The organism is Streptomyces sp. NPDC059255 (genome assembly GCF_042752355.1).
GTDB lineage: Bacteria > Actinomycetota > Actinomycetes > Streptomycetales > Streptomycetaceae > Streptomyces.
In genome coordinates this window covers 18682-43370 of record NZ_JBHYZP010000052.1, presented here as the reverse complement: position 1 = coordinate 43370, position 24689 = coordinate 18682, and the positions used below count along the sequence as shown (strand labels likewise).

Here is a 24689-nt window from a genome sequence, read left to right as displayed (position 1 = left end):
CGGTGGGCAGTTGACAAAGTTGCCCACAGAGCGTCCCGCTCCGGTATGAGCCGTCGCACATCAGCCCGAAATAGCCCATGGGGAGCGCGGGGGCGGCACGCGTGCGGCCCGGCGCATGGCGCCGGGCCGGATCGTTCGTACAGTGCTCCGCCTCCCGCGGCTTCCCGCTACGCCGGGAGGATCACCGAGCGGGTCAGATGGCGCGGGCTGTCCGGGTCGAGGCCGCGCCGCCGCGCGATCGCCAGGGCGAGCCGCTGGACCCGTACCAGCTCGGCCAGCGGGTCGAGGCGTCCCGCCACCCACAGCCCGCCGGTCGCCGCGACCTGCTCCGCCAGGCCGTCGGGGGCGTCCCCGAGCATCCAGGTCGCCGTGCCCCCGGTCGTGATGCTGATCGGGCCGTGCCGGTACTCCATCGCCGGGTACGCCTCCGTCCAGGAGAGGGAGGCCTCCCGCATCTTGAGGGCGCCCTCCTCGGCGAGCCCGACCGACCAGCCCCGGCCGAGGAAGGTGAACTGGGTGCACTCCGTGAGGCCGTCCGGCAGCGGCAGCGCGAGCGCCCTCTCCCCGTCCGCGGCCACGGCTTCGGTGTGCAGTCCGAGACGGGCCCGGAGCAGCGTGAGGGCCGTGGTCGCGAAGCGGGTCTGGACGACGGACCGTTCGTCGGCGAAGTCCAGGACGATCAGGTCGTCGGCGGCGTCCCGGACCGGTGTGGCCGGGTCCGCGGTGATCGCGGTCGTACGGACCGTGCCGCGGACGCCCGCGAGCAGGGCCAGCACCTCGGTGGTCGTACCGGAGCGGGTCAGCGCCACGATCCGGTCGTAGCGGCGCCCCGAGGGGAACTCGGAGGCGGCGAAGGCATCGGTCTCCCCCTGCCCCGCGCCCTCCCGGAGGGCGGCGTAGGCGCGGGCCATGAAGAACGAGGTGCCGCAGCCCACGACGGCGACGCGCTCGCCCGGCGAGGGCAGCGCGCCGCCCACCGCCTCGTCCGCGGCCAGCCCGGCGGCGCGGCGCCAGCAGGCCGGCTGGTCGGCCAGTTCCGTCTCCACATGTGTCGCCTGAGCCATAGGTGCTCTCCGTTCCCCGGCCTGATGACCGATCATCGGCTCGCTGTGATTTTTTCTGCATGCTAGAGCAGACTTTCGATCAGAAACAAGCATGCGGAGTGCGCGGTACGCTCAGGGCCGGGCCCGGGAGCCGGACCCGGCCGAACGGTGCCGGACGGTGTCGGGGCCGGTCGACGTCGACAGGGACGCGTCGCGAGGGACGCGCCGAGAAGGATGCGTGATGCGGTGAATCGCCACGAGCGGCACACGGCCCTGCTGGAGCTGCTGACCGAGCGGCATCAGGTCGAGGTCGAGGCCGTCGCCGCCGAGCTGGGGGTGTCCGTCGCGACCGTACGGCGCGACCTCGACCACCTCGCCGAGCAGCAGTTGCTGACGCGCACCCGGGGCGGGGCCGTGGCCCACTCCGTCGCGTACGAACTCCCCTTGCGCTACAAGGCGGTGCGGCACGCCTCGGAAAAGGAGCGCATCGCGCGGGCGGCGGCCGCGATGGTCGAGCCGGGGATGGTGATCGGGCTCAACGGCGGTACGACGACGACGGAGGTGGCCCGCGCCGTCGCCACCCGGGGCGACCTCGTGGGATCGGCCGAGGAGCCCGCGGTCACGCTGGTCACGAACGCGCTGAACATCGCCCATGAGCTGGCGGTACGGCCACACATCAAGATCGTGACGACCGGCGGCGTCGCGATGCACCAGTCGTACGAACTGGTCGGCCCGCTGGCCCGGCACATCCTGGGCGAGGTCAGTCTGGACCTCGCCTTCATCGGGGTGGACGCGGTGGACGCCGAGGAGGGCGCGGGCGCGCACAGCGAGCACGAGGCGAGCATCAACGCGCTGCTCGCCGAGCGGGCGCGGACGCTGGTCGTGGTGGCGGACAGCTCCAAGCTGGGCGCCCGCGCGTTCGCCAGGATCTGTCCGGTGGAGGAGATCGGGACCCTCATCACCGACACGGGCGCGGCGGAGCGGGCCGCCCGCTTCGAGGAACGCGGGATCCCGGTCGTCCTCGTCTGACGGGCCGGACCCGGCCGCGGTGGCGCGGGCGGCCGTAGCCGCCGCACGCCACCGGGGCCCTACCCTCCCGGCCTCACGCGGGTGACGTGGTCTCGGCCGTCTCCTCCGCCTTACCCGTGACGGGCTTCCCGGCCGCCGGGCCCGTGGCCGTACCGGCCGAGGCGACAAGGGCGTCGGGGACGGCAGTGGCGTACTCGGGCCAGCCGCCGGCCGGTATGGCGGCCACCGAGCGCCACCAGGGCGCGTCGGGGACGGCGTCGCCGGTGGGCTCGAAGGGCCGGCCGGGGATCGGCAGCGCGAGCCCGGCGCCGGCTTCCGCGGCGGCCTCGACCGTGCCCTCGCCCGGTTCGGCCCACGGGTGCGGGGCGAGGTTGAACGTCCCCCAGTGGATCGGCATCATCACGCCGGAGGGCCGCCCGCCCTGCAGGTCGAGGTGGGCGCGCATCCCCTCGGCCGGGGTCATGTGGATGTCGGGCCAGTACTCGCTGTACGCGCCGATCTGGATCATCGTGGCGTCGAAGGGGCCGTGCTCCGCGCCGATGTCCTGGAAGCCGGCGAAATAACCGGTGTCCCCGCTGTGGTAGATCCGGTGGTCGGGCCCCGCCACGACCCAGGACGCCCAGAGCGTGTGCTGCTGGTTGCGCAGGCCACGCCCGCAGAAGTGGCGCGCGGGGGTGGCGGTGAGGCGGATGCCTGCGACCTCGGTGGACTCGTTCCAGTCGAGTTCGCGCAGCCGGGACGCGGGCACGCCCCAGCTCTCCAGGTGGGCTCCGACGCCGAGCGGCACGGCGAACAGGGTGTCCGTGGAGGCGAGGGCCCGGATCGTGGGCAGATCGAGGTGGTCGTAGTGGTCGTGGGAGATCACGACGACATCGACCGGGCCGAGCGCGGCGAGCGGTACGGGGACGGGGTGCAGCCGCTTCGGGCCCGCGAAGGAGAACGGCGAGCAGCGCTCACCCCACACCGGGTCGAAGAGCACCCGGCGGCCGTCGATCTCGGCGAGGACGCTCGAATGCCCCATCCAGGTGAGCCGCAGGCCGGAGGCCGGGGGCGCGGCCAGGTCCGCGAGGGTCGTGGGGTGCACGGGGATGGTGCCGATCGGGGAGCGCCGGGCCCGCGCCTCCTTCTGGAAGTAGATCTTCGCGAACTCGATGCCCGAGGCCCCGGACGGTCTGGTTCTGGCGCCCACGGGGTTCTGGAACACCCCGTCGGCGAAATTCGGCGAGCGGTGGATCCGCTCCAGCCGCTCCCCCGCCGAGTCGGCCCCGAAGGCAGCGGGTCGCAGCGAGCGCAGCCGGGAGCGCAATGGAAGGGGGGAACCAGCGCCTGTCACAGCACCTCCTGGAGGTTCGGTGTTGTCCCATTATGGCCGGGAGTGTTCATCTGTGCGGGGTGAGTGATCGCAATCGCTTCACTCCCGCCCTGTCCCGTGTACGCCCGTCCAACGTTCGTCACTGCCCCGGGGATTCCCGGTCATGCCCGCCGATCCGCGTGATCTTCAGGACAGCGGCAGGCGCGCCGGGGCGCGGGCCGGAGCGCGGGCCGAGTCTCTTCGCCGGGTGGCGGGTGGTACGGCCATACTGGGGGCGGTCGGACCGTCCGGACCGTGAAAGGGAGACTGTGACGCAGCCGCAGACCGCTCAGAACGACCGGTTCCACCACGATGTGCTGGTCGTCGGGGGCAGCGGGGTGGATACCGTCGTCCGGGTCGATTCGCTGCCGGTGCCGCTCGCCGATTCCGTCCCGGTGGGGCCGATCCGTGAATGGCCCGGGCACACCGGCGGCAATGTGGCCCTGGGCTGCCGGAACTTGGGGCTGAACGTCAAGTTCCTCGACTACATAGGCGATGACTGGACCGGCGTGCAGGTCAAGGAGCGGCTCGCCGCCGGCGATGTGGACTTCGAGGCGCTGATCTCGCCGGAGGGCACCCGGCGCGCGGTCAATCTCGTCGACAGGACGGGCCGCCGGATGTCCTTCCACGACGCGCGGGACCCCGAAAAGCTGCGGATGCCACGCGAGTTCTACCTGCCGCATCTGCGGCGCGCCCGCCACGTCCATCTGTCGATCACGAACTTCACCCGGTTCCTCTTCGACGATCTTGAGGCACTGAACCTCCCGGTCTCGACCGATCTGCACGACTGGGACGGACTCGACGACTACCACCGGGAGTTCGCCCTCCGGTCCGACCTGGTGTTCCTCAGCGCGGCCGGGGCGGGCGAGCGGATCGCCTCGGTGATGCGGGAGATCCTGCGCGAGGGACGGGCCGAGGCGGTGATCGCCACGGCGGGCGCCGGCGGCTCCTACCTGATGACCCGCGACGGCGGCCGCACCCCGCGCCCGGTCCCCGCGACCGCCCCGCCCGCACCGGTGGTGGACTCCAACGGCGCGGGGGACGCGTACGTCTGCGGTTTCCTGTACGGGCGGCTGGCGGGCCTGGACCTCGAACGGAGCGCGGCGCTCGGCGCGGTCGCGGGCGCGTACGCCTGTACCGCCGAGGGCAGCGAGGCCCTGATCGGCCGGGACGAACTGCTCGCGGCCGGGGGCTGACGCCCGGGGCACGGGCGGGACGGCGGCGGCTCCGGCCGCCGGGCTCCGCCCCTCCGAACGGCGTTGTCAGTGGCGCTTGGTAGAACTGCACCAGATCAGCCGATCACCGCCCACCGGCGTCTGGAGCGTTCGACGTGACCGTCAACCACTACCTGCGGGAGCTGTACGGCCTGCCCGTGTTCGACTTCCCCGGCACCGACGGGACCGAGGGACGTGAGGCCGGGAAGCCCGAGGCCGAGGAGCTGCCGGACCCGGCCTCGGTGGCCTGGCGCATCTCGGTCGGTTCGTACGAGGCGAACGAGTCGTGGGAGGAGGCGTTCGCCCGCTTCACCGCGGCCGTCGACACCGCCGGCGTCCGGGCGCTGATCGTCGGTTCCTGGACCGACGCGTACGAATCGGGTTCCGAGTCGATCGTGGCGGCGCTGGTCGCGGCCCGCGACCGGCTGCCCGGACTGCGCGCCCTGTTCATCGGTGACATGACGTACCTGGACTGTGAGATCTCGTGGATCAACCAGAGCCGGCTCTCCCCGCTGCTGGAGGCGTACCCCGGGCTGGAGGAGTTCGGCGCGCGCGGCGGGACCGGCCTGGACTTCCTCCCCGTACGGCACGCGCGGCTGCGCTCGCTCACCGTCGAGACCGGCGGCCTGGACGCCGGCGTGGTGCGGGGCATCGGCGCGAGCGACCTGCCCGCGCTGGAGCGGCTGGACCTCTGGCTCGGCTCGGCCGAATACGGCGCGAGCACGACCGTGTCCGACCTGGGGCCCATCCTGGCCGGTGACCGGCTCCCCCGGCTGCGTCATCTGGCGTTGCGCAACAGCGTCATCCAGGACGAGATAGCCGTCGCGCTCTCCGGCGCCCCCGTCGTCGCCCGTCTGGAGAGCCTCGATCTCTCGATGGGCACCCTCGGTGACGAGGGCGCGGAGGCCCTCCTCGGCGGCCGGCCGCTCACGCATCTGAAGAAGCTCGACCTGCACCACCACTACCTGAGCGAGGCGATGCGCGAGCGGCTGGCCGCCACGCTCGGCGCGGCCGGAGTGGAGGTCGATCTGTCCGGGGCCGAGGTGCCGGACAGCTGGGACGACCGGGAGCACCGCTATGTGGCGGTGGCCGAGTAACCGATGAGCGCCTACCCCGGCGGCCAGGCCCCGGAGCCCCGACTGACCGTCGTCGGGATCCCCGGCAACCGCCGCCTGTCCCTGTTCCAGAACGCCGTACGGGCCGCCGGGCTGGCCCCGGCCCGGGAGGTCGGCTGGCTCGATGTGCTGCGCGGCCGGGCCGCGTTCGGCGCCGGGGAGACCGTACGGATCGACTCCCCCGGCGAGGACCCCGAGGTGGACCGGCTGCTGCGCGGCGCGGACGACCAGACCCGCGTCGAGGGCACGGGCCGCTGGTACGAGCGGTTCACGGCGGCCGCCCGTGACCTGGGCCGGGCGGCCACGGCCGCCGGGGCCGAGCTGCTCGACGACCCGGACGAACTGGCGGTCCTCTTCGACAAGCGGCTCACCCACGGGGTGCTGCGCGCGGCGGGGGTCCAGGTCCCCCGGTCGCCCACCTCGGGAGCGGCCGGGCCGGCCGTGTCGGGGTGGGACGACGTACGGACCCTGATGGCGGAGGCCGGGCTGTCCCGGGCGTTCGTCAAGATCGCCCACGGCTCGTCCGCGTCCGGGGTGCTCGCCGTGCGGACGGCGGGGCCGGGGCGGGTGAGCGCGACGACCTCCGTGGAGCTGGACGACGCCGGCCGCCTCTTCAACTCCCTGCGGGTGCGCCGCTACACGGACGAGCGCGCGGTGGCGGCGATCGTCGACACCCTCGCGCCGGACGGGCTGCACATCGAGCAGTGGGTGCCCAAGGGAAGCCAGCACGGCCGCGAGGCCGATCTGCGGGTGGTGGTGATCGCGGGCCGCGCCACGCACGTGGTCGTCCGTACCAGCACCTCGCCCATGACCAACCTCCACCTCGGCGGGGCCCGGGGGGACCTCGACGCGCTGCGGGCCACGATCGGCGCGGCGGGCGGCAGCTTCTCCACCGTTCTCATGATGTGCGAGGCGGCGGCGTCCTGCTTCCCCGCCACCCACTGCGTGGGCGTCGATCTGCTGCCCGCCCCGAGCTGGCGGCGGTACGCCGTCGCGGAGGTCAACGCCTTCGGCGATCTGCTGCCCGGCCTCACCGGGCTGCCGGAGCGCGAGGCCGCGGGCCTGGACACCTACGCGGCACAGCTCGCGGCCCTGCCCCGGCGGGCGGAGCGCGGGGAGGCGGGCCAGCGGCCGTGCAAACACCTCGTATGACGCCCCCTTCCCGCCCCAGGTCACCCGCCCCCGCGACGGCGCCGGTCACCGCTCCCACGGCCGCCCCCGTCACCACGCCGATGGCCACCTCCGTGGCCGACACCCTGACCGCTCCGGCGGCCGCTCCCGACATGAACGAGGTCGTCGGGCAGGACGACCTGCTCCTCGTCACCCTCGACACGCTGCGCTTCGACGTGGCGTGCGAGCTGGCCGCGGCGGGCCGCATCCCGCATCTCGCCCGCCATCTGCCGACCGGCGGCTGGGAGGAGCGGCACGCCCCGGGCAGCTTCACCTACGCCTCGCACCAGGCGATCTTCGCCGGTTTCCTGCCGACCCCCGCCACCCAGGGACCGCACCCCCGGCTCTTCGCCGCGCGCTTCGGCGGCAGCGAGTCCACGGCCGCCGGAACATTCGTCTACGACACCCCGGACCTGGTCTCGGGTCTGGCGGCGGCCGGTTACCGCACGGTCTGCGTCGGCGGTGTCGGCTTCTTCAACCGGCGGGGCGCGCTCGGCTCGGTCCTGCCCGGGCTGTTCCAGGAGAGCCACTGGGAGCCGGAGTTCGGCGTGGCGTCCCCGGTCTCCTTCGAGGCGCAGGTGGCCCGCGCCGAGCAGGTCGTCGCCGGACTCGCCCCGGAGCGGCGGCTGTTCCTCTTCGTCAACGTGTCCGCGCTGCACCAGCCCAACTGGTTCCACCGCCCGGGCGCCACCCCGGAGGCGGGCGACACCCGGGCCACGCACGCCGCCGCGCTCGAATACGTCGACCGGCACATCGGCCGGCTCTTCGCCGCCGCGAGCAGCCGCCGCCGGTGTTTCGCGATCGTCTGTTCCGACCATGGCACCGCCTACGGCGACGACGGCTGGCACGGCCACCGGCTGGCCCACCCGTCCGTCTGGACCGTGCCGTACGCCCACTTCTTCCTTGAGCACGGGACCGCACCATGACCACATCGCTGTCGCCCGCACTCCCCACGGGCACCCCGCGTCCGTACGAGAGCTACGTCTACGCCTATCCGCACAAGACGGCATACCGCCCGCTCGACGACCGCCCGGCGCTCGCCGCGGAGTGGGCCGGCGAACGCAAGGACGCGCTCTCCCTCTATCTGCACATCCCGTTCTGCGAGGTCCGCTGCGGCTTCTGCAATCTCTTCACCCGGATCGGCGCCCCCGGCGAGCTGACCACGCGCTATCTGGACGCCCTGGACCGGCAGGCGACGGCGGTACGGGACGCGCTGGACGCGGCCGGGGACGCGGAGGGGCCCGTACGGTTCGCCGCCGCGGCCTTCGGCGGCGGCACGCCCACCTATCTGGAGGCGGCGGAGCTGGAGCGCCTCTGCGACCTCGCCGAGAAGCGGATGGGCGCCGATCTGCGCGCCGTCCCGCTCTCCGTCGAGACCTCCCCCGCCACCGCCACCGCGGACCGGCTGGCGGTCCTCGCCGACCGGGGCGCGACCCGGCTGAGCATCGGCGTCCAGAGCTTTGTCGACGCGGAGGCGCGGGCCGCCGTCCGCCCGCAGCGCCGCGCCGAGGTGGAGGCCGCGCTCGGCCGGATCAGGGACGCCCGGATCCCCGTCCTCAACATCGATCTCATCTACGGCATCGACGGCCAGACCGCGGCCACCTGGCGCCGCTCGCTGGACGCCGCGCTCGCCTGGCGGCCCGAGGAGCTCTACCTCTACCCCCTGTACGTACGGCCGCTCACCGGCCTCGGCAGGCTCGGCGCGGGCGGCGACGCGCAGTGGGACCAGCAGCGGCTGGGCCTCTACCGGCAGGGCCGTGACCATCTCCTCGCCGAGGGGTACGAGCAGGTGTCCATGCGGATGTTCCGCCGCCGGGACGCACCGCCCCAGGGCGCGGACGACTACGCGTGCCAGACCGACGGCATGATCGGACTGGGCTGCGGGGCCCGCTCGTACACCTCGCGCCTGCACTACTCCTTCGACTACGCCGTCGGTATGAGCGAGATACGGGCCATCATCGACGCCTACACGGAGACGGCGGACTTCTCGCGCGCCGAGGTGGGCCGCCGCGTCGACGGGGACGAGGCGCGCCGCCGCCATCTGCTCCAGTCCCTGCTCCAGGCGCGGGGCATGCCGGTGGCGGAGTACCGCGCGCGCTTCGGCGCCGCGCCCGGCGAGGACTTCGGCCCCGAGCTGGACCGGTTCGCGGAGCTCGGCTGGCTGGACGCCGGCGCGGGCCCCGGGCTGCTGCGGCTCTCCCCGGAGGGGCTCGCGCACTCCGACGCGCTCGGGCCCGCGCTGTTCTCGCCCGCCGTACGGGCCGCGATGGCCGCGTACGCGTCGAAGTAGTGCGAGGGAGCCCCATGGACCTGACCATCCTCTACCGCGGTCCGCTCGCCTCCTGCGACTACGACTGCCCGTACTGCCCGTTCGCCAAGCGACGGGACAGCCGCGAGCAGCTGCGCGCCGACCGGGCCGCCCTGGAGCGGTTCACCGCCTGGGCCGCCGCCGCGACGGACGACCGGCTCTCCGTGCTGTTCACCCCCTGGGGCGAGGGGCTGGTGCGCTCCTGGTACCGGCGGGCGCTCACTGAGTTGTCACTGCTGCCGCACGTCCGCCGGGTGGCCATCCAGACCAATCTCAGCTTCCGCACCCAGTGGCTGGCCGACGCCGACCCGGCGAAGCTCGCCCTGTGGTGCACGTACCACCCGGGGCAGACGCCGTACGACCGTTTCCTGACGAAGGCCCACGAACTGGCGGAGCGCTCCGTCCGGTTCAGCGTCGGGGTCGTCGGCCTCGACGCACATCTGGAGCACGCCCGCCGGCTCCGCGCCGAGCTGCCGCCGCACGTCTATCTGTGGATCAACGCGGCCGAGGGGCACACGTACACGGACGAGGAGGCCGCGCGGTGGACGGAGCTGGACCCGCTCTTCCCGTACAGCCGCCACCCGCACCGCTCGGCGGGACTGCCGTGCCGGACGGGCGAGTCGGTGATCTCGGTGGACGGCGAGGGCACGGTACGGCGCTGCCACTTCGTCCCCGCCGAGCTGGGCAACCTCTACGACGGCTCGTACCGCCGCGCACTGGCGCCGCGGGCGTGTCCGCTCGCGGTCTGTGACTGCCATATCGGCTATGTCCATCTGGAGACACTGCCGCTGTACGACGTCTTCGCGGGCGGGGTGCTGGAGCGAATCCCGGCGGGGGCGTGAACCGGGCCGGGGCGTGAACCGGACGGGGCGTGAGCGGGGCGGGGGCGTGAGCCGCGGGACGGAGCGCGCCGTACGGGACCGCCCCCGCTCCCGCACCCCGCGCCGTGTCAGTGTTCCAGGGGGAGAAGGTCCGGGCGCTTCGCCGCGACATGGTCCCCCGAGGACGCACCGCGCAGCCTGCGTCCGATCCAGGGCACCAGGTACTCGCGTGCCCAGTGGATGTCGTCGCGCCGTACTTCGAGGGTGCCGCGCGGCGGCAGCGGCGGCCACGGCTGGTCCGGGTCGGCGGGCACCTCGACGCCCAGCACCTGCCCGGCGCGCAGCGCGACCCGGGTGTGGCCCTCGGCCGACAGATGGAGCCGGTCGCCGTCCCAGGCCCGCCGGTCCTGGATGGTCCTGAGGGACCAGAGGTCGAGCACGGGGCAGCCGTAGCGGTCGGCGATGGCCCGGGTGTGCTCGTTGAACGTGGCGATCTTGCCCCGCAGATGGCGCAGCACGGGCACGCCCCGGGTGTCGAAGCCGGTGGCCAGCATGACCGTGCCGACGGAGCCGGTGAGGTCGGCTACGGCCCGCTCGAAGCGTTCCGCCACGTCGTCGGGGTCGGTGCCGGGGCGGATGATGTCGTTGCCGCCCGCGCAGAACGTCACCAGGTCCGGGGCGAGTTCCCGGGCGCGGGGTATCTGTTCCTCGACGACCTGGTCGAGGAGCCGGCCGCGTACCGCGAGGTTGGCGTAGCGGAAGTCGCCGTGGACGGGGTCGGCCGTCGCACCGGAGACCGGAAGCTGATCGGCGAGCAGGACCGCGAGCCGGTCCGCCCAGCCGACGAACAGCCCGTCGGGGCCTGGATCTCCCACACCCTCGGTGAAGCTGTCACCGATCGCCGCGTACGACCCGAATGTCTTGTCTCTTCTTGTTCTCGAATCGTCTGCCACAGCGGGACATTTTCCTCCCGGCGATGTGGCCTACGCGACCGTAGGCGGGGGTTGACTCAGGGTGAGAAACGCCATCGGTCAATTTTCCCTCAAGCGGGAATAGCGAAAAGCCCTGCGGCCCGGCACCACAAGGGTGCCGGGCCGCAGGGCGGAGGAATTGTGTCCGGGGCGACCGGACGGATCAGATGGAGACGCCGTTCTGCCGGAGGAACGCCAGCGGGTCGACGTCCGAGCCGTAGTCCGGGCCCGTCCGGATCTCGAAGTGCAGGTGCGGCCCGGTCACGTTGCCGGTGGCGCCGGAGAGGCCGAGCTGCTGGCCGGTGGAGACGCTCTGACCGGCCGAGACGGAGAGGGAGGAGAGGTGGGCGTACTGGGAGTACATGCCGTTCTCGTGCCGGATGACGACCTGGTTGCCGTACGCGCCGCCGTTGCCCGCGGAGACGACGGTGCCCGCGCCGACCGCCTTCACGGTGGTGCCCGAGGGGGCCACGAAGTCCACACCGGTGTGGTAGCCACTGGACCAGCTTCCGCCGGCGGCGCGGTACGAGGTGCCGACCCCGATGCCGTCGACCGGCAGGGTGAAGCCGGACGCGCTGCTCTGCGCCGCGGAGTCGGCGGCGGGCGCCTCGCTCCGGGCCGTGGAGGGCTTGGCGGACGAGGAGTCCGACGAGGAGTCCTTCGACGACTTGGCCGACTCCGCCGACGCGGTCGACTCGGCGGGCTTGGCCACCCGGGACGACTTCGAGGCCCTGGTGGGAGCCTCCGAGCGGACGGCCGGGGTCTTGCCGTTGATGGTGAGCTTGAGGCCGGGGTGGATCAGCCCGGGATCGTCGCCGACGGCGCGGCGGTTGTCCTCGTACAGCCGCTGCCAGCCGCCCCGGACGTGCTGCTCCTCGGCGATCTTGGAGAGGTAGTCGCCCGCGACCACCGCGTACGTACGCACCGTGGTCCCGGCGGTTCGGCTCACGTGCGTGGCGGCCGCCCCCTGCGGCGCGGCGGCCGACGCGGACTGCGGGGCGCTGACGGGGGCGGACTGCGGGGCGGTGGCGGGCGCGGCCTGCTGTGCCGCGTGCGCGCCGGTGGCGCCGATGAGCGGCAGCGCGATGGCGGCGCCGCCCGTGCCGGCGGCGATGAAGCCCCGGGAGAACGGATTGGTCTTGGGGCGGCGGTGCTTACCCTTCGCGGGCATGGCGAATTCCTCTCCGGCGCCTACGAGGTGAGCTGTCGGGTTCGGGCTGGAGCTGCCCGGCCGCGCGTGGTGCGCGACTTCACCCCGAGCCGTCCCTGACGTCGGAACATCGGAACGGCGTACTACCTGGGTCCCCCGCTCCTGCCACGCGTGAATGGGTGGATGGTGTCCCCGAGGCGGCGGCAGGATTCGGCGTTCCGCTCGGATTGAGGGTGAACGTAGGCGAGTGGGACGGCCGGAACAAGCCACCCTTTTCCCTCGGTGACGCACCTTTGCCTCCGCACCGAAGATCCCCCGTCACCCTGCGTGGAGACCGCCTTCCAATTCCCTTTCGAGGTGGCCCTTCCCTTTCGCACCGTCACCACGGAACGTCACGGATATGATCCTGCTCACCAGCCGGAGCCCATCTCCCCCGCGACCGGGGCAGGTTATACGGAATCGGTCAATCCGGACAGTGCACCGTTTAGGCGCTTTCGCCCCACTCGTCCCGTCATGGTCCGTGGACTCCCCGGCCCCTCCGCCGCACTGATGAGCACACCGGCCGATGTCGTAGGGTCGGGGACCGACTCCGCCGGCGAGCAGCGCCGACGGCAGACACGGAGGAGCAGGCGTGACGCAGCAGTCGCCGCAGGTCCCGTCCACCGAGCCCGAGCTGTCCGGAGTACGCAACTTCCGTGATGTCGGCGGCCTGCCGACCGTGGACGGACGCCGGGTGCGGTACGGCGTGCTCTACCGCAGCGGTCATCTCGCCCACGCCACCGCCGACGACTCCGCCTTTCTCTCCGCCCTCGGTCTGCACACGATCTTCGACTTCCGCAATTCCGCCGATGTGAAGCTCGACGGCGCGGATGTCGAACTCGCGGGCGTGCGCCATGTGAACATCCCGCTCTCCGACCCGGCCGAAGGCGCCCAGTTCTGGCGGATGGTCCGGGACGGCGACCTCGACCAGCTCCGCTCGCTCCTCGCGGACGGCAGAGCGGCGGCCCGGATGACCGCCTCGTACCACGCGATCATCACGGAGCGCACCGCCGAGCACAGCCGGCTGCTGCACGCGCTGGCCGAGGACAGCGTCCCCGCGCTGCTGCACTGCGCGGCGGGCAAGGACCGCGCCGGGCTCTCCGTCGCCGTGTCGCTGCTCGCGGTCGGTGTCGAGCCGGAGGCGATCACGGCCGACTACCTCAAGTCGAACGATCCGCACCGCCGCTACGCCTTCCGCCGCAGCGACCGGTCGCCCGCCGGAAGGTCCGGCGAGGTGATGGAGTTGCTCAGCCCGCTCTTCGACGCCCGCGCTGCCTATCTCGACGCCGCCTTCGAGGCCATCGGGAAGACCTGGGGCTCCACCGACCGCTATCTCGCCGACGGCCTCGGGCTCGCGCCCGAGACCCGCGAACGGCTGCGCGCCCGCCTCCTGGACGAAGGCTGACGCCACGGCGGAAGACGGCGTCGAACACCTTCGGCCCGAAAGCCGCTACTGCCCCTGGCCCGAAAGCCGAAAGCCCCTGGGCCGAAAGCCGCTACCGCCCCTGGGCCCCGACGTGAAAGAGGAGGTAGAGGAATCCCGCGAAGAGATGGCCGGCCACCAGATAGGCGAAGAGCCGGATCACCAGTCCTCGCGGGAACTTCTTCTCCTCGTCCATGACGCGCGGGCCCGGGGGCACCTGTTCCCGGCCGCCCTCGGCGGGCGCCGGGCGCTCTGTCTCCGACATGGATGGGACCTCTCTCGGCAGGTCGGACATGGGGATCAGGCATGAGGAGCCGAGCCGCCGACACACAGGTCGGCGGCCGGGCTCTGGAGCAGGGTGTGGACGAAGAGGAGCTCGGCCCCCTCGGATCCGGCCGCCGCGATGCGGTGCGGGGTGAGCGAGTCGAAGTGCGCGCTGTCCCCGGGGGCGAGCAGATGCACGGCGTCGCCCAGGCTCAGCCTGAGCCGCCCGTCGAGCACGTACAGCCACTCCTCGCCGGGGTGCACCCGGACCAGGTCGCCCTGTGCCCCGTACGGCACCTCCAGCCGCAGCGGCTGCATGGCGCGCCCGGGGCCGCCCGCCTGGTGGTAGGTCCAGCCGTCGGCCTCGAAGGGTTCCGCCCGGCCGCCCCGGACGATCGGCTCGCGCTCCGGCGGCACCTCGCCGAGCAGCTCGGAGACGGTCGTCCCGTAGATCCGGGCCAGCCCGAGCAGCATGGGCAGCGAGGGCTGCCGGTGCCCCGTCTCCAGCCGGGAGAGATGGGCGGGGGAGAGTCCGGCCCGCCGGGCGGCGGCCTCCAGGGTGAGCCGGCGGCCACGGCGCAGCTCACGCAGGCGCGGCGCGACGTCGGGAAGATGATCGGAAAGCGGGTCGGGCAGCCCGTCGGGCAGCCCGTCGGCCGCCTCTCCGGCGGAGGGTGTGCTCATGCGTCCATTGCGCCAGGGACTTTCCTCCCAGGCAAATTTCTTGCCCAGGAGGCAAAAATACCCGACGCGGATCGGCCAGGCCGGCAGCCGTCTAACGGTTCGCGACGGCCTGCTTCACCAGTGTCCTGCCGAAGTCCCACATGAGTCCGCCCCCGCCGTGCGCGTCGTCCATCACGGCGGTGAAAGCGGACACGAAGCGGTCGACCTCCCGCTCCCCGATGATCAGCGGCGGAATCAGTTTGATCACTTCCAGGTGGTCGCCGGAGACCTGGGTGAGGATACGGTGCTTCTGCAGCAGCGGTACGACGACCATCTGGGCGAAGAGCCCCTTGCGGGCGGCCTGGAGCATCGTCCAGCGCCCGCGCAGCTTGATCGAGTCCGGCCGGCCGAACTCGATGCCGATCATCAGGCCCCGGCCGCGTACGTCGTGCAGCAGCTCGTAGCGGTCCACGAGCGCGGCCAGCCGTGACCGCAGCAGGTCCCCGGTGGTGCGTGCCCGCGCGACGATCTCCTCGTCCTCCAGCACCGAGAGGACGGCCAGCCCCGCCGCCATGGCCTGGGCGTTGGAGCCGAAGCTCGCGGAGTGGACCAGGACCCGGTCCATCGAGGAGTAGACCTTCTTGAAGATCCAGTCCTTGCCGAGGGTCGCGCCGACGGGCACGTAGCCGCCGGAGAGCGCCTTCGCGACACAGACGAGGTCCGGCTCCACGCCCTCCTCGTGCTGGTACGCGTAGAAGTCGCCGGTCCTGCCGAGGCCGGTCTGCACCTCGTCGGCGATGAGCAGCGCCTTGTGGCGGTGCAGCAGTTCCTGGGCGGCGCGCAGAAAGCCGGGGGGCGCGGCGTGGACGCCCTTGCCCTGGATCGGTTCCACCACGAACCCGGCCACGTCGCCGCGGGCCAGCTCCCGCTCCAGCGCGTCGAGGTCGCCGAGGCCGATCGCGGTGTCGGGCAGCAGCGGTGCGAAGCCGTCCCGGAAGCCGTCCTCGCCGTTGACGGAGAGCGACCCGGTGGTCAGCCCGTGGAAGGCGTGGCCGCAGTAGAGGATCCTGGGGCGCCCGGTGGCGTACCGGGCGAACTTCAGGGCCGTCTCGACGGCTTCCGTACCGCTGTTGCCGAAGAACACCCGGTCCAGGTGCGGGCTGTGCGCGAGGAGCTTCTCGGCGAGCAGGCCGGGCAGCGGCTGGCAGTCGAAGCGGGTGAGGTCGGCGAGGGAGGCGTCGAGGACGTCGTGGAGCGCCTTGCGTACGACGGGGTGGTGCCGGCCGAGGCCCATCACGCCGAAGCCCGCGAGCATGTCCAGGTAGTCGTTGCCGTCCGCGTCCCAGAAGTAGGCGCCCTCGGCGCGTTCGTAGACCCGGTCGAAGCCGATGGTGTGCAGCATGCGCGGGAGCTGGTGGTTGAGGTGTCTCGCGTGCAGTTCGTAGCGCTCGGCGCCGCGCGCCGCGAGCAGCCCCGGTAGGTCGAACCCCTTGGACGGGGCCGGCTGGGGGGATCCGTTCATCGCGCGCTCTCCTTGCCTGTCAGGGCGGCGCCGATCCGGCCCGCGATCTCGACGGGGGTGAGGCCGAGGTCGGCCAGCACCTCGCCGCGTTTGGCGTGCGCCAGGAACTGTTCCGGGATGCCGAAGGTACGCAGCGGTACGTCCACCCCCGCGTCGCGCAGGCACTGGCCGACGGCCCAGCCCACGCCGCCGCTGCGGCTGTTGTCCTCCACGACCGCGACCAGCCGGTGCCGTTCGGCCAGCGGGGCGAGCTGTTCGTCGACGGGCTTGACCCAGCGCGGGTCGACCACGGTGCAGCCGATGCCGCGCTCCGCGAGGAGTCCGGCGGCGCCGAGACAGACCGGTGCGAGGGCGCCGACCGCGACGAGCAGTACGTCGTCCGCCGGTACGGTGCCGGACCGTACACCGCCCACGCCGCCCACGCCGCCCATGTCGCCCGCGCCGTCCGCCGCCCGGCGCAGGACGTCCATGCCGCCGACCCGCCCGACCGCGGGGACCGCCGGGCCGACCGCCTCCTTGGGGAAGCGCACCACGGTCGGCGCGTCGTCCACGGCGACGGCCTCGCGGAGCTGGGCCCGCAGCTGGTCGGCGTCCCGGGGCGCGGCGATCCGCAGCCCCGGCACGCACTGGAGCATCGACAGGTCCCACATGCCGTTGTGCGAGGCGCCGTCCACCCCGGTGACACCGGCCCGGTCGAGAACGAAGGTGACACCGCACCGGTGCAGCGCGACATCCATCAGGAGCTGGTCGAAGGCGCGGTTGAGGAAGGTGGCGTAGACGGCGACGACGGGATGGAGTCCGCCGGTGGCGAGTCCGGCGGCGGAGACCGCGGCGTGCTGTTCCGCGATCCCCACGTCCCAGACCCGGTCGGGGAAGCGTTCGGCGAACTTCGTCAGCCCCACGGGGTGCAGCATGGCCGCCGTGATCGCCACGACGTCGGGGCGCTCCGCCCCGATCTCGGCGATCTCGTCGCGGAACACCGATGTCCAGGAGGGTCCGGCGGCCGGGGCGAGCGGCTCGCAGGTCCGCGGGTCCATCGCCCCGACGGTGTGGAAGCGGTCGGCCTCGTCCTCCAGCGCCGGGGCGTAGCCGCGCCCCTTCTCGGTGAGGCAGTGGATCAGCACGGGGCCGTGGAAGCGTTTGGCCCGGCGGAAGGCCGACTCCATGGCGGCGATGTCGTGGCCGTCGACCGGTCCGACGTACTTGAGGCCGAGGTCCTCGAAGAGCCCCTGGGGCGCGAAGGCGTCCTTGAACCCCTTCTTCGCGCCGTGCAGCGACTCGTACAGGGGCCGGCCCACGACCGGTGTGCTCTGCAGCACCGACTTGCCCCAGGCGAGGAACCTCTCGTAACCGTCGGTGGTGCGCAGGGTCGCGAGATGGTCGGCGAGGCCGCCGATCGTCGGTCCGTACGACCGCTCGTTGTCGTTGACGACGATGATCAGCGGGCGGTTCTTCGCGGCGGCGATGTTGTTGAGCGCTTCCCAGGCCATGCCGCCGGTCAGGGCGCCGTCCCCGATCACCGCGACGACATGGTCGTGCCCGCCGAGCACGTCCCGGGCCTTGGCGAGGCCGTCGGCCCAGCCGAGCACGGTGGAGGCGTGCGAGTTCTCGATGACGTCGTGCTCGGACTCCTCGCGGGAGGGGTAGCCGGAGAGACCGCCCTTGCCGCGCAGTTTGGAGAAGTCCTTTCTGCCGGTGAGGAGTTTGTGGACGTACGCCTGATGGCCCGTGTCCCACAGGATGCGGTCGACGGGCGAGTCGAAGGTCCGGTGCAGGGCGACGGTCAGCTCCACCACCCCGAGGTTGGGCCCCAGATGGCCCCCGGTCCTCGCCACCGCCTGGATGAGGAACGTTCTTATGTCCGCGGCCAGTTCATCGAGTTCGCTCGCCGTCAGTGCCTTGAGGTCGTGCGGCCCCCGGATGCGCTCCAAGACAGACACGCGCTGCCCCCTCTCGGATTCGTTCAGCTCACGGTGCCGGCGGGAGCCCCCGAGGCCACCCCGGCGTCCTTCATGGATGAGGCGATCCCCGTCGCCCCGTCGATCAGTTCCAGTCAGTTCCAGTGCTTCACGGTTTCCGTCGGCCGCGCCGGCCCCGGCGCCTCCCCGACGGCCGCCGCCGGCCCGGCGTGGATACGGCACGCCGCCCGGCGCTCCGCGACCGGCCGGGCCGGCGTGGCGGGGAGGTCCGGTGCGACCGGCTCTCCCGTGGTCATGCCGTCACCGCGTCCCGACGACCGTTTCACGGGCCGCCCGCAGGGACTCCTTGAGGGAGCCCATGGTGGCGAGGACGGCGGTCGGCTCGTAGCCGCAGTGCGCCATGCAGTTGGCGCAGCGCGGGTCCTTGCCGCGGCCGTACTTGCTCCAGTCCGTCTCCTCGATGAGCTGGCGGTACGTCGGTACGTAACCGTCGCTCATCAGGTAGCAGGGGCGCTGCCAGCCGAAGAGCGAGTAGTTGGGGATGGCCCACGCGGTACACGGGAAGTCGGCCTTGCCCTCCAGGAAGTCCAGGAAGAGCGGCGAGTGGTTGAGGCGCCAGCGCGCCCGGTTGCCGCCGGCGAAGGACTTCTTGAACAGTTCGCGGGTCTGTTCGACGCCGAGGAAGTGCTCCTGGTCGGGGGCCTTTTCGTAGGCGTAGGCGGGCGAGATCATCATCTCGTCCACCTTCAGGTCGTCATTGAGGTAGTTGAGCACCTCGATGACGGTCTGTGGGGTGTCGGTGTTGAAGAAGGTGGAGTTGGTGGTGACCCGGAAGCCGCGCCGCTTGGCCTCCTTGATCGCGGCCACGGCCTCGTCGAACACGCCTTCCTTCGCCACCGATTCGTCGTGCCGCTCGCGCAGTCCGTCGATGTGCACCGCGAAGGCGAAGTAGGGCGAGGGCGTGAACTTCTCGATCTTCTTGCGCAGCAGCATCGCGTTGGTGCACAGGAAGACGTATTTCCTCCTGGCCACCAGTTGCCGGACGATCTCGTCGATCTGCGGGTGCATCAGCGGTTCGCCGCCGGCGATGGAGACCATCGGCGCCCCGGACTCCAGCACCGCCCCGACGGCCTGGGCCACGGGCATGCGCTGCTTCAGCACCCCGGCCGGGTGCTGGATCTTGCCGCAGCCCTCGCATGCCAGATTGCAGGCGAAGAGGGGTTCCAGCTCGACGATGAGCGGGAACTTCTCACGCCTGCGGAGCTTCTGTTCGAAGAGGTACGTCCCGACCCTGATGGTCTGACGGAGTGGCATGGCCATCTAGCTCACCTCCTGGGGAGCAGCAAAGAACGGTGCCATTCATGGAAAGCTGGAAGGACGGCACGAAGAACACGGAAAGCCGATATTCCACCGCGCACTGTGCCGATTCGGACGAGCTCATGCTCTGGAGCGTCCACGACCACCCGGACGGCCGCAACGGGGCGGGGCCCGGTGGCCACGGCGCACCGCAGCGTGGCGGCGGACTCCATGTCCACCGCGAGCGCCCCCGTGGCGCGCAGCGCGGCCCGTTCCTGACCGCGTACGACGTGGTCGGAGCCGGTCAGCGGCCCGGTGTGGACGGTGCGTCCCGGTACGGCCCGGGTCAGCGCCTCCACCAGGAGGGCGGTGCCCGTGCAGGGGATGGCGCCGTCCCGGTGGCGGGTCTCGTCGGCGACGATCAGGTCCCCCGGGTTCATCCCCGGGGTGAGCCCGGCGCAGAATCCGGCGGCGATGACGGCCGCGTCCGCGTGCCGGGGCTCGCCGAGCGCGCGGAGCACGGCGCGCTCGGCGTTCCTGGGGCCCATGCCCGTACGGAGCACGGTGACGGGTCCCGCCGCCCCGCCCCGCCCGGAACCGCGCAGGGCGAGGCGTTCGATGCCGAGCGCGCAGGCGATCAGCAGCGGCGTACGGGGACCGGTGGGCGGCCCCGCGGACCGCTCCATCAGACGCCCTGTCGGACGCCGGTGTGGTGGGTGAGTGCCTTCGGTTCCCCGTGGAGATAGCGGCCGAGCGCCGTCAGCGGGAAGACCTGCCGGTAGAGGTGGTAGTTGATGGAGAAGTCCCACGGGAAGCCGGTGCCCGTGAAGTACGGCTCGTCCCACGAGCCGTCCTCCCGCTGGCTCCCGGCGAGCGAGGCGATGCCCCGTTCGACGGCCTTGCTGCCGTGCTCTCCGGCGGCGAGGAGCGCGAGGAGCGCCCAGGCGGTCTGGGAGGCGGTGGTGGCGCCGTGCCCGATCCACTCCTCCTCGCGGTAGGAGCGCAGGTCCTCGCCCCAGCCGCCGTCCTCGTTCTGGACGGATTCGAGCCAGGCGACCGCCCGTCGGATCGCGGGGTGGGAGGCCGGCAGTCCGGCGGCGGTGAGGGCGGGCACGACCGCCCCGGTGCCGTAGACGTAGTTGACGCCCCAGCGGCCGAACCAGGCGCCGTTGGTCTCCTGTTCGGCGAGGAGCCACTCGATGCCGCGCCGGGTGGCGGGGTGGTGGGACTTGCCCTCGTAGGCGAGCATCTCGACGACGTGCGCGGTCACGTCGGCCGACGGCGGGTCGATGACCTCCCCGAAGTCGCAGAAGGGCAGCCGGTTGGGGAACAGGCTGGTGTTGTCGGCGTCGAAGGCGCCCCAGGCCCCGTTGCGCGACTGCATGCCGAGGTTCCAGCGGGCGCCGCGGGCGACGGCCGCGTCGACCCGGTCCTGGTCGGGGTGGCCGACGCGGCGGAGCGCGAGGATGACCTCGGCGGTGTCGTCGATGTCGGGGTAGTTGTCGTTGTGGAACTCGAACGCCCAGCCGCCGGGGGTGAGTCCGGGTCTGCGCACGGCCCAGTCCCCCGGGCGGACGATCTGCTCGCCGATCATCCAGTCGGCGGCCTTGACCAGGGCGGGGTGGTCCGGGCTCAGGCCCGCGTCGGCGAGCGCGATGGTGGCGAGGCAGGTGTCCCAGACCGGGGACTGGCACGCCTCGATCATCCGGGCGCCGTCCTCGCGCCAGACGGCGAAGCGGTCGAGCGATTCGAGCCCGGCCCGCATGATCGGGTGGTCGAGGTCGTAGCCGAGCAGATGCAGAGCGATCACCGAGTAGACGGCGGGCGGCTGGATCCCGCCCCAGCAGCCGTCGTTCTCCTGCCGCTCGATGATCCAGCGCGCCGCGGCGTTCATCGCGGTGCGGCGCAGCAGGCGGGGCGCGACGCGGTGGTAGGCGTGCAGGGCCTTGTCGATGCGCTGGAACGCGCCGTCCCAGCTCGCCACGCGCGCGAGCGCCCGGCGGGGGCGGGGGCGGGCGGCGTCCGTGTGGAGTTCGTCGAGGGCGAAGGGGGCGGGCCGTACGGGCCGTTTCGCCGAGACGATGGTGAGGGGCACGATGGTCTGCCGCGCCCAGCAGCCGAAGTCGTAGATGTTGAGCGGGAACCACTTGGGCAGGAAGATCAGTTCCGGCGGCAGTTCGGGGAGGTCGTCCCACTTCCACCAGCCGAAGAGGGCCAGCCAGACGCGGGTGAAGACCCGGCTCGCGGCGATCCCGCCGTGTTCGCGCACCCACTGGGAGGCGCGCGCCATGTGCGGGGCGTCGGGCAGGTCCCCGGCGAGCCGCAGCGCGACATAGGCCTCGATGGTGGCGGAGAGTTCGGGCGGGCCTCCGTAGAAGGTGGCCCAGGTGCCGTCGGCGCGCTGTTCGCCGCGGATGAAGAGGGCCGCGGCCTCGGTGGTACGGGGGTCCTGCACGCCCAGGAACTGACGGAGCAGCAGATCCTCGGCGTCCATCGTCACGTTGGTGGCCAGATCCCCTTTCCACCACCCCTGGGCGTCCTGCCGGCCGAGCAGGTGCTCGACGGAGCGTGCGGTGGCCCGCTCGGCGGCGACCCGCAGGTCACCGCCCGCGGCGGGGAGGGTGGTGGTGTCGGTCGGTCCGCTGGCCGAGGCTGCGCGGGGTCCCATGGCCCCGGTGCTTCCGTCGGTCGTCGCTGTCATGGCTTCCCCTTCGTGCAGTGGTGTTCTTCTGCTGTGCCTGGGGTCTCCGTCGTCCGGTGCCGATGGCGCAGGACGGCGACTGCGGTCATATGGGAATGGTGATCATCTCTTTCGGACGACGACGAAGTCCGCGAGCGCGACGAGCTGCGCGCGGATCTTTTCCGGCATGTCGACCCGGTCCAGGGCCTCGACGGCGACGGCGTGCTGCCTGCGCGCCTCCTGGGAGGTCCACTCCCGGCCGCCCGCCTCCTCGATGAGCGCGGCCCGGGTGGCGAACTCCTCCTCCGAGAAGTTCTCGAAGTCGTTGCTCTTGACGTCGGTGGCGAGGAGTTCACCGAGCCGTACGGAGGCCGGTCCGCCGGCGGCGAGCGCGGCGACGACCGGCAGGGACTTCTTGCGCTGGCGCAGGTCGCTCCAGGTCTGCTTCCCGGTGGCCTCGGGGTCGCCCCAGATGCCGAGCAGGTCGTCGACGGCCTGGAAGGCGAGTCCGAGGTGGTGTCCGTACGACTCCAGGGTGTCGGCCGTACGGTCGTCGGCGCCGCCGAGGACCGCGCCGATGGAGACGGCGCAGGCGAGCAGCGCGCCGGTCTTGTTGCCCTCCATCTCCAGACACTCCTGGACGGTGACCCGCTCGCGGTGCTCGAAGGAGATGTCCTGCGCCTGACCGTCGATCAGCTTGCGGGTGGCGGTGGTGAGCCGGCGGGTCGCGCGGCCCGCCTCGACCGTGCCGAGTTCCAGCAGCACCTCGTTGGCGAGCGCGAACAGGGCGTCGCCGACGAGGATGGCCTGCGCGGGGCCGTGCATCTTCCAGACGGTGTCGCGGTGGCGGCGCTGCTCGTCGCCGTCCATGAGGTCGTCGTGGAGCAGCGAGAAGTTGTGGACCAGTTCGACGGCGACGGCGCCGGGGACGCCCTTCTCGGGGGCGGCGCCGGCCGCCTCCGCGGAGAGGAGGGCGAGCGCCGGCCGGACGGCCTTGCCGCCGTCGCCGTCGGCGGGGCGGCCCTGGGCGTCGATCCAGCCGAAGTGGTAGGCGGCGACGGTGTCCATGGGGGTGGCCAGCCGGTCGACGGCGGCGCGCAGGACCGGCGTGGACAGGCTCCGTCCCCGCTCCAGCAGCGCGTGGACGTCCGCGGTGTCGACAACCGGGTGGGCCGGGGGCACAGTCGGCACGGTCTCTCCTCTTGTTCCAGTACTCGTCGGTGCAGTACTCGGGCTCATGCCGCCTCCTGCAAGGGGTGTTGATGGCGGTGCCCGAGTGCGGAGAGAGCCGCGCCCGCGGCGTCGAAACCGCTGCGCACAGCCCCCTCCATCGTCGCGGGCCAGCCGGTGGCGGTCCATGCGCCGGCCAGGAAGAGGCCGGGGGCGCGGGTGCGGGCCGCGGGGCGCAGCCGGCCCACGCCGGGGGTGGGGGCGAAGGTCGCCGTCCGCTCCCGGGTGACGAAGAAGTCCCGTACCTCCGCGCCGCGGGCGGCGGGCAGGAGGCGTTCCAGTTCCGGGAGGTAGCGCTCGCGCAGTGCGGAGACGGGGGTGTCGATCTCGTCCTGGGCGGCCGACTGGGAGACCGCCAGGTACTGGCCGTCCGTCAGTCCCGAGGCGCCGGTGCGGTCGAAGACCCACTGGACGGGCGAGCCCAGCGCGGCGAAGAACGGGCGGCGCAGCACCCGGCGGCCGTACACGACATGGACGTTGAGGATGGGCGCGTCGGCGATGTCCAGCAGCCGGCCGGGGTGGTCCAGCGCGCCTTCGGGCAGCAGGGCGTGCGCCTCGCGCTGGGGTACGGCGAGGACGACGGCGTCCGCATCGAGCCGTTCGCCCGCCACGTCGACGTGGAAGCCGCCGCCGTCAACGTGGAAGCCGCCGCCGTCGGCGCGGGAGACCGCGCCGACCCGGGTGCGCAGTTCGGTGCGTACGCCCGCCGAGTCGAGGGCCTTGCGGGCCAGGGTGTCGTGCAGGTCGCCGAGCGGGACACGGGCCCAGCCGATGTCGGCGGCGCCGGGCTCGGAGAGCAGCCCGGTCTTGAAGACCATCGCGGCGAGCGCCAGGGAGGCGTTCGGCGCGGTGGCGTTGAGGGTGGCCACCCCGACGAGGTCCCAGAGGGCTTCGACCGTACGGGCCGACTGTCCGTGGCGGTGGAGCCAGGTGGCGAAGTCGGTGCCGTCCAGCGCGGGGTCGGCGAGGTCGAGCCGCTGGAGGGCGAAGGCGGCGCGGGCCACGGAGGCACGCTCGGCGAGCGAGAGGTGCGGGTACGCGGCGAGTCCGGGCGCGAGGTGCAGCGGTACGGGCAGTGCGGTGCGGCGGATCCGGCCGAGGCGGGCGCGGGCCCCGCCGCGCCCGCCGACGTCCAGGACGGGTACGTCGAGCCGGTCCTGGATCGGTGCGAGCGCCGCGCCGTCCACCCGGTCGAGGAACCAGCGGTACGCGGTGCAGCAGCGCAGGTAGACGTGCTGGCCGTTGTCGACGGTGAGGTCCCCGCGGCGGAAGGAGAAGGCGAGTCCGCCGAGGCGCGGCCGGCCTTCGAGGAGGGTCACCCGTACCCCGGCGTCGGCGAGCTGGAGGGCGGCGGTGATCCCGGCGAGCCCCCCGCCGACCACGACGGCGTGGCGGGCCCGGTTTCCGTCGGCCGTTGTCATACGTCCCCCCTTGCTGCCGGAGCCGTCGGGCGGTTCGGTCCCGCCGGCCCCTCCGCAGTC

Annotated in this window: 22 protein-coding genes and 1 riboswitch; of the genes, 8 read left to right on the top strand and 14 right to left on the bottom strand. The window is 72.6% G+C overall.

Features of this window, described 5'->3' with window-relative positions; translation table 11 throughout:
* Window positions 1–167: 167 nt before the first annotated feature.
* The gene (locus ACFXKG_RS37870) at window positions 168–1064 is read right to left on the bottom strand and encodes an SIS domain-containing protein (protein ID WP_384849093.1); all 897 of its coding nucleotides are present in this window, start codon (window positions 1062–1064) and stop codon (window positions 168–170) included.
* A gap of 225 nt (window positions 1065–1289) precedes the next feature.
* Here ACFXKG_RS37870 and ACFXKG_RS37865 point away from each other — a divergent pair, with 225 nt between their 5' ends.
* Entirely contained in the window at window positions 1290–2072 is a 783-nt protein-coding gene (locus ACFXKG_RS37865) for a DeoR/GlpR family DNA-binding transcription regulator (protein ID WP_384849090.1), read from the top strand.
* Between the two features lie 73 nt (window positions 2073–2145).
* Here the strand turns inward: ACFXKG_RS37865 and ACFXKG_RS37860 are convergent, their stop codons facing one another.
* Window positions 2146–3405 (bottom strand): MBL fold metallo-hydrolase, encoded by a 1260-nt coding sequence (locus tag ACFXKG_RS37860; RefSeq protein WP_384849088.1) that lies wholly within the window; start codon window positions 3403–3405, stop codon window positions 2146–2148.
* Window positions 3406–3740: 335 nt separating this feature from the next.
* On the opposite strand from ACFXKG_RS37860, the gene ACFXKG_RS37855 reads away from it, so the two are divergent.
* The 6 genes from ACFXKG_RS37855 (at window position 3741) to ACFXKG_RS37830 (ending at window position 10072) form a co-directional block, all read left to right on the top strand.
* On the top strand, window positions 3741–4619 hold the full coding sequence (locus ACFXKG_RS37855) for a carbohydrate kinase family protein (RefSeq protein ID WP_384849126.1): 879 nt from the start codon (window positions 3741–3743) through the stop codon (window positions 4617–4619).
* Between the two features lie 134 nt (window positions 4620–4753).
* Window positions 4754–5734: an STM4015 family protein gene (locus tag ACFXKG_RS37850; RefSeq protein WP_384849085.1), complete on the top strand. Its 981-nt coding sequence runs from the start codon at window positions 4754–4756 to the stop codon at window positions 5732–5734.
* Between the two features lie 3 nt (window positions 5735–5737).
* A complete protein-coding gene (locus ACFXKG_RS37845; protein WP_384849082.1) occupies window positions 5738–6904 on the top strand; it encodes an STM4014 family protein in 1167 nt (388 codons plus the stop codon).
* Between the two features lie 131 nt (window positions 6905–7035).
* Window positions 7036–7848 carry an STM4013/SEN3800 family hydrolase gene (locus tag ACFXKG_RS37840; RefSeq protein WP_384849123.1) on the top strand — a complete coding sequence of 271 codons (813 nt, stop codon included), beginning with the start codon at window positions 7036–7038 and terminating at the stop codon, window positions 7846–7848.
* Window positions 7845–9212, top strand: a complete 1368-nt coding sequence (locus tag ACFXKG_RS37835) for an STM4012 family radical SAM protein (RefSeq protein WP_384849079.1) — start codon at window positions 7845–7847, stop codon at window positions 9210–9212. Before ACFXKG_RS37840 ends, ACFXKG_RS37835 begins: the two co-directional genes overlap by 4 nt.
* Before the next feature lie 14 nt (window positions 9213–9226).
* Window positions 9227–10072, top strand: coding sequence for an STM4011 family radical SAM protein (locus tag ACFXKG_RS37830; protein WP_384849076.1), 846 nt, complete (start codon window positions 9227–9229; stop codon window positions 10070–10072).
* A gap of 107 nt (window positions 10073–10179) precedes the next feature.
* On the opposite strand, the gene ACFXKG_RS37825 is transcribed toward ACFXKG_RS37830, so the two are convergent.
* Window positions 10180–11004: an SGNH/GDSL hydrolase family protein gene (locus ACFXKG_RS37825; RefSeq protein ID WP_384849073.1), complete on the bottom strand. Its 825-nt coding sequence runs from the start codon at window positions 11002–11004 to the stop codon at window positions 10180–10182.
* Window positions 11005–11185: 181 nt separating this feature from the next.
* Window positions 11186–12193 (bottom strand): peptidoglycan DD-metalloendopeptidase family protein, encoded by a 1008-nt coding sequence (locus ACFXKG_RS37820; protein ID WP_384849070.1) that lies wholly within the window; start codon window positions 12191–12193, stop codon window positions 11186–11188.
* A gap of 4 nt (window positions 12194–12197) precedes the next feature.
* Window positions 12198–12364, bottom strand: a riboswitch (cyclic di-AMP (ydaO/yuaA leader).
* Window positions 12365–12803: 439 nt separating this feature from the next.
* Between ACFXKG_RS37820 and ACFXKG_RS37815 the strand changes: the two genes are divergently transcribed.
* On the top strand, window positions 12804–13616 hold the full coding sequence (locus tag ACFXKG_RS37815) for a tyrosine-protein phosphatase (RefSeq protein WP_384849068.1): 813 nt from the start codon (window positions 12804–12806) through the stop codon (window positions 13614–13616).
* Between the two features lie 91 nt (window positions 13617–13707).
* Here the strand turns inward: ACFXKG_RS37815 and ACFXKG_RS37810 are convergent, their stop codons facing one another.
* The 10 genes from ACFXKG_RS37810 to hpnE form a co-directional block, all read right to left on the bottom strand.
* Window positions 13708–13899, bottom strand: coding sequence for a DUF6126 family protein (locus tag ACFXKG_RS37810; protein WP_384849065.1), 192 nt, complete (start codon window positions 13897–13899; stop codon window positions 13708–13710).
* Window positions 13900–13934: 35 nt separating this feature from the next.
* Window positions 13935–14582, bottom strand: coding sequence for a helix-turn-helix domain-containing protein (locus ACFXKG_RS37805; RefSeq protein ID WP_384849062.1), 648 nt, complete (start codon window positions 14580–14582; stop codon window positions 13935–13937).
* Between the two features lie 91 nt (window positions 14583–14673).
* Window positions 14674–16083, bottom strand: a complete 1410-nt coding sequence (locus tag ACFXKG_RS37800) for an aspartate aminotransferase family protein (RefSeq protein ID WP_384849059.1) — start codon at window positions 16081–16083, stop codon at window positions 14674–14676.
* Entirely contained in the window at window positions 16080–18023 is a 1944-nt protein-coding gene (gene dxs, locus ACFXKG_RS37795; protein WP_384849056.1) for a 1-deoxy-D-xylulose-5-phosphate synthase, read from the bottom strand. Before dxs ends, ACFXKG_RS37800 begins: the two co-directional genes overlap by 4 nt.
* Window positions 18024–18136: 113 nt before the next feature.
* Window positions 18137–18298, bottom strand: coding sequence for a hypothetical protein (locus ACFXKG_RS37790; RefSeq protein WP_384849053.1), 162 nt, complete (start codon window positions 18296–18298; stop codon window positions 18137–18139).
* Between the two features lie 4 nt (window positions 18299–18302).
* The gene (gene hpnH / locus ACFXKG_RS37785; RefSeq protein ID WP_365811993.1) at window positions 18303–19322 is read right to left on the bottom strand and encodes an adenosyl-hopene transferase HpnH; all 1020 of its coding nucleotides are present in this window, start codon (window positions 19320–19322) and stop codon (window positions 18303–18305) included.
* Between the two features lie 5 nt (window positions 19323–19327).
* Window positions 19328–19984 carry a 1-hydroxy-2-methyl-2-butenyl 4-diphosphate reductase gene (locus ACFXKG_RS37780; RefSeq protein ID WP_384849050.1) on the bottom strand — a complete coding sequence of 219 codons (657 nt, stop codon included), beginning with the start codon at window positions 19982–19984 and terminating at the stop codon, window positions 19328–19330.
* A complete protein-coding gene (shc, locus tag ACFXKG_RS37775; protein ID WP_384849047.1) occupies window positions 19984–21999 on the bottom strand; it encodes a squalene--hopene cyclase in 2016 nt (671 codons plus the stop codon). Before shc ends, ACFXKG_RS37780 begins: the two co-directional genes overlap by 1 nt.
* Window positions 22000–22101: 102 nt before the next feature.
* Entirely contained in the window at window positions 22102–23217 is a 1116-nt protein-coding gene (locus ACFXKG_RS37770; protein ID WP_382891921.1) for a polyprenyl synthetase family protein, read from the bottom strand.
* Entirely contained in the window at window positions 23214–24629 is a 1416-nt protein-coding gene (gene hpnE, locus ACFXKG_RS37765) for a hydroxysqualene dehydroxylase HpnE (protein ID WP_384849044.1), read from the bottom strand. Before hpnE ends, ACFXKG_RS37770 begins: the two co-directional genes overlap by 4 nt.
* Between the last annotated feature and the right edge of the window lie 60 nt (window positions 24630–24689).

Excerpts from the sequence above, each read along its gene's own strand:
- ACFXKG_RS37870 (WP_384849093.1), bottom strand. The coding sequence starts at position 1,064 with ATGGCTCAGGCGACACATGTGGAGACGGAACTGGCCGACCAGCCGGCC.
- ACFXKG_RS37845 (WP_384849082.1), top strand. The coding sequence starts at position 5,738 with ATGAGCGCCTACCCCGGCGGCCAGGCCCCGGAGCCCCGACTGACCGTC.
- ACFXKG_RS37840 (WP_384849123.1), top strand. The coding sequence starts at position 7,036 with ATGAACGAGGTCGTCGGGCAGGACGACCTGCTCCTCGTCACCCTCGAC.
- ACFXKG_RS37835 (WP_384849079.1), top strand. The coding sequence starts at position 7,845 with ATGACCACATCGCTGTCGCCCGCACTCCCCACGGGCACCCCGCGTCCG.
- ACFXKG_RS37830 (WP_384849076.1), top strand. The coding sequence starts at position 9,227 with ATGGACCTGACCATCCTCTACCGCGGTCCGCTCGCCTCCTGCGACTAC.
- ACFXKG_RS37820 (WP_384849070.1), bottom strand. The coding sequence starts at position 12,193 with ATGCCCGCGAAGGGTAAGCACCGCCGCCCCAAGACCAATCCGTTCTCC.
- ACFXKG_RS37810 (WP_384849065.1), bottom strand. The coding sequence starts at position 13,899 with ATGTCGGAGACAGAGCGCCCGGCGCCCGCCGAGGGCGGCCGGGAACAG.
- ACFXKG_RS37805 (WP_384849062.1), bottom strand. The coding sequence starts at position 14,582 with ATGAGCACACCCTCCGCCGGAGAGGCGGCCGACGGGCTGCCCGACGGG.
- ACFXKG_RS37800 (WP_384849059.1), bottom strand. The coding sequence starts at position 16,083 with ATGAACGGATCCCCCCAGCCGGCCCCGTCCAAGGGGTTCGACCTACCG.
- ACFXKG_RS37790 (WP_384849053.1), bottom strand. The coding sequence starts at position 18,298 with ATGACCACGGGAGAGCCGGTCGCACCGGACCTCCCCGCCACGCCGGCC.
- hpnH (WP_365811993.1), bottom strand. The coding sequence starts at position 19,322 with ATGGCCATGCCACTCCGTCAGACCATCAGGGTCGGGACGTACCTCTTC.
- ACFXKG_RS37780 (WP_384849050.1), bottom strand. The coding sequence starts at position 19,984 with ATGGAGCGGTCCGCGGGGCCGCCCACCGGTCCCCGTACGCCGCTGCTG.
- shc (WP_384849047.1), bottom strand. The coding sequence starts at position 21,999 with ATGACAGCGACGACCGACGGAAGCACCGGGGCCATGGGACCCCGCGCA.
- ACFXKG_RS37770 (WP_382891921.1), bottom strand. The coding sequence starts at position 23,217 with ATGAGCCCGAGTACTGCACCGACGAGTACTGGAACAAGAGGAGAGACC.
- hpnE (WP_384849044.1), bottom strand. The coding sequence starts at position 24,629 with ATGACAACGGCCGACGGAAACCGGGCCCGCCACGCCGTCGTGGTCGGC.